Here is a 3,751-nt window from a genome sequence, read left to right on the forward strand (position 1 = left end):
TTGTCGTCGACCAAGTGGTGCAGCTTGATGATGTACATGTAGCCCACCGACACCGGGTACGGGAACGGCTCGCCGGAACGGCCGTCGAACAAGGTGGCCTTTCCGTCTGCGCCGACCATCTGCTCACCGTCGCGGTTGGGGATCGTGCTCTCCAGCAGGCCGGTGAGCTGATTCTCCTTGGCGCCGTCGAACACCGGGGTGGCGATGTTGCTGTCTGCAGGTGCCGAGAGCATTTCCTCCGGAAGACGCTCGGCCCAATCGGGCCTCGTGCCGTCCGTTGCGACAGAGACGTTCCAGCCGGTCTTGCCGATCCACCCGAGGTGGGTCTCCAAGATCTGACCGATGTTCATACGACGCGGAACACCGTGGGTGTTCAGGATGATGTCGATCGGCGTGCCGTCGGACATGAACGGCATATCTTCCTGCGGAAGAATCTTGCCGATGACGCCCTTGTTTCCGTGGCGGCCTGCGAGCTTGTCGCCGTCCTGAATCTTGCGCTTCTGAGCGACGTAGACGCGCACGAGCTCGTTGACGCCGGGAGGCAGATCGTCGTCGTCCTCGCGCGAAAACACGCGAATGCCGATGACCTTTCCGTTCTCACCGTGCGGAACCTTGAGGGACGTGTCGCGAACCTCGCGTGCCTTCTCACCGAAGATGGCGCGCAGCAGGGGCTCCTCCGGGGTCAGCTCCGTCTCGCCCTTCGGCGTGACCTTTCCGACCAGCACATCGCCGTCGCGAACCTCGGCACCGATGCGGATGATGCCGCGCTCGTCGAGGTCTGCGAGGACCTCGTCGGACACGTTCGGGATGTCACGAGTGATCTCCTCGGCACCGAGCTTGGTGTCGCGGGCATCGATCTCGTGCTCCTCGATGTGAATCGAGGTCAGAACGTCCTCTTCCACGAGGCGCTGCGACAGAATGATCGCGTCCTCGTAGTTGTGGCCTTCCCACGGCATGATCGCCACGAGAAGGTTCTTGCCGAGCGCCATTTCGCCGTCTTCGGTGCAAGGACCGTCGGCGAGGACCTGGCCGGCCTCGACGCGCTGACCCTCGTCCACGATCGGACGCTGGTTGGCACACGTGCCCTGGTTCGAACGCGCGAACTTGCGCATGCGGTAGGTCTTGCGTGATCCGTCGTCGGCCATGACCGTGACGTAGTCGGCGGAGACCTCTTCGATGACACCGGTCTTGTCGTTGATGACTACGTCACCTGCATCGACGGCGGCACGCAGTTCCATGCCGGTACCGACGAGCGGCGACTCACTCCGCACCAGCGGCACGGCCTGACGCTGCATGTTCGCGCCCATCAGGGCACGGTTGGCGTCGTCGTGCTCGAGGAACGGAATCATTGCGGTCGCGACGGACACCATCTGACGCGGCGAGACGTCCATGTAATCGATGTCGGAGGACGACACGAACTCGACCTCACCACCCTTACGACGGACCAGAATCTTGTCCTCGATGAAGTGACCACTGTCGTCGACCGGAGAGTTGGCCTGTGCGAGCGTGTGGCGATCCTCCTCGTCGGCGGTGAGGTAATCGACATCGTCGGTGACCTTGCCTTCGACGACTTTGCGGTACGGCGTCTCGATGAAACCGAACGGGTTGACCCGTGCGTATACCGACAGCGAACCGATCAGACCGATGTTCGGGCCCTCAGGCGTTTCGATGGGGCACATGCGGCCGTAGTGCGACGGGTGAACGTCGCGAACTTCGAGGCCTGCGCGCTCACGAGAAAGACCACCAGGTCCCAGAGCCGAAAGACGACGCTTGTGCGTCAGACCCGACAGCGGGTTGTTCTGGTCCATGAACTGCGACAGCTGGGACGTTCCGAAGAACTCCTTGATCGCGGCGACGACCGGACGGATGTTGATCAGGGTCTGCGGCGTGATGGCCTCGACGTCCTGAGTCGTCATACGTTCGCGAACGACACGCTCCATGCGGGACAGGCCCACGCGGATCTGGTTCTGGATCAGCTCGCCGACGGTACGCAGACGACGGTTACCGAAGTGGTCGATGTCGTCGACCTCGACGGGAACCTCGACGCCACCGGGAGCGGTCATCGCCGTGTCGCCGCCATGCAGGCGCACCAGGTACTCGATCGTCGCGACGATGTCTTCCTCGGTGAGGGTCGACGCCACGATCGGCTGGCCGATGTTGAGGCCCAGCTTCTTGTTGATCTTGTAACGACCCACGCGAGCGAGGTCGTAACGCTTGTCCTTGAAGAACAGGTTCTCCAGAAGAGTTTGCGCGGACTCCTTCGTGGGCGGCTCGCCCGGACGCAGCTTGCGGTAGATGTCGAGGAGTGCCTCGTCCGTACCGGCGGTGTTGTCCTTCTCCAGTGTGGCCATGAGGATCTCGGAGAAGCCGAAGCGCTCCGTGATCTGCTCGGTGGACCAACCGAGAGCCTTCAGCAGCACCGTGACGGGCTGGCGACGCTTACGGTCGATACGCACACCCACGGTGTCGCGCTTGTCGACGTCGAACTCGAGCCATGCACCGCGACCAGGAATGACCTTGACGCTGTGCAGATCCTTCTCCGTCGTCTTGTCGACCGAGTGGTCGAAATAGACGCCCGGCGAACGAACGAGCTGCGAGACGACGACACGCTCGGTGCCGTTGATGATGAACGTGCCCTTGTCGGTCATCATCGGGAAATCTCCCATGAAGACCGTCTGGCTCTTGATTTCACCGGTGTTGTTGTTGATGAACTCGGCAGTGACGAACAGCGGTGCCGCGTACGTCATGTCCTTGTCTTTGCACTCGTCCATCGAGGCCTTGACCTCGTCGAACCGTGGATCGGAGAAGGAAAGAGACATCGAACCCGAGAAATCTTCGATCGGAGAAAGCTCGGTGAGGATGTCCTCGAGACCACCGGAGACACTGCTGTCTCCACGAGCGGCGGCACGGTCGCGCCAGCTCTGCGCACCTACCAGCCATTCGAACGAATCCGTCTGTACATCGAGGAGACCGGGTACCTCCAACGGCTCGCGAATATTCGCGAACGAAACCCTCCTCGGGGCTCCCGGTGTTCCGACAACTGCCTTGGTCTGGCTAGAGACTGCCAAGATGCGTCCTTCCAGCACCTCACGCGGGTCGCTCGTGCAGTGCGACCGCCGCTGTATCTGCTTGCTTTATGTGGGGCGAATTCGCTGGTCACAACCAGACCGAATCCCCATCGCAGACCCTTGAAGCAACGCTTCTTCGGGCACAGCAATCGAGAGGTGGACAGGAGGCAGCCAGCGCAACGTCCAAAGGTACCCCAAATGTGCGCACGGCGCAACAGGGGCATCAAAAGTAGCACCCGAGATACGAACCTGCGCGGCGACTACATCGGCGTGTCGCAGGCCGCGGCACCGAACATCCGGTCATTGCGGGGGTGCTTTCTTCAGCACAAGAGTGAACCCTGCAAGCCCCTGCGTCAAGAGGGCCGGGCCCATCGTTTCGGACCCTGCGCCGGTTTCGGCCGCACGAGCCCGCAGTCGAACCAGTCGGTCGGGTTCTGGGTGTGCCCGTTCCGCGTGCGGGTCGGGCATTCGCGCGGGTTGCAGGTTCGCGCAGGTTGCAGCAGTGAGGTTCGGCGGACGGCTTCGGCACGGCCTCGGCGTCTGCGCAAGCTGCAGCAACGGCGCAGGTTGCAACGTGCGCGGGTGAGTGGAAGGTGCGCCAACGGTCGCTGCACTGGACTCCGCCGGGCTGGCTCCGACATCCGCGCAAGCTGCAGCACCGGCGCAGGTTGCAACGTGCGCGG

Annotated in this window: 1 protein-coding gene; it reads right to left on the bottom strand. The window is 62.6% G+C overall.

Translation table 11 applies throughout. From position 1 onward, the window contains the following. Nucleotides 1–3,086 (bottom strand): DNA-directed RNA polymerase subunit beta (gene rpoB, locus WBQ44_RS06365; protein ID WP_495565880.1); only part of this gene is annotated, 3,086 nt, incomplete at its 3' end. Nucleotides 3,087–3,751 lie beyond the last annotated feature (665 nt).

This window comes from Rhodococcus sp. (in: high G+C Gram-positive bacteria) (assembly GCF_049591685.1).
Taxonomy (GTDB): domain Bacteria; phylum Actinomycetota; class Actinomycetes; order Mycobacteriales; family Mycobacteriaceae; genus Rhodococcoides.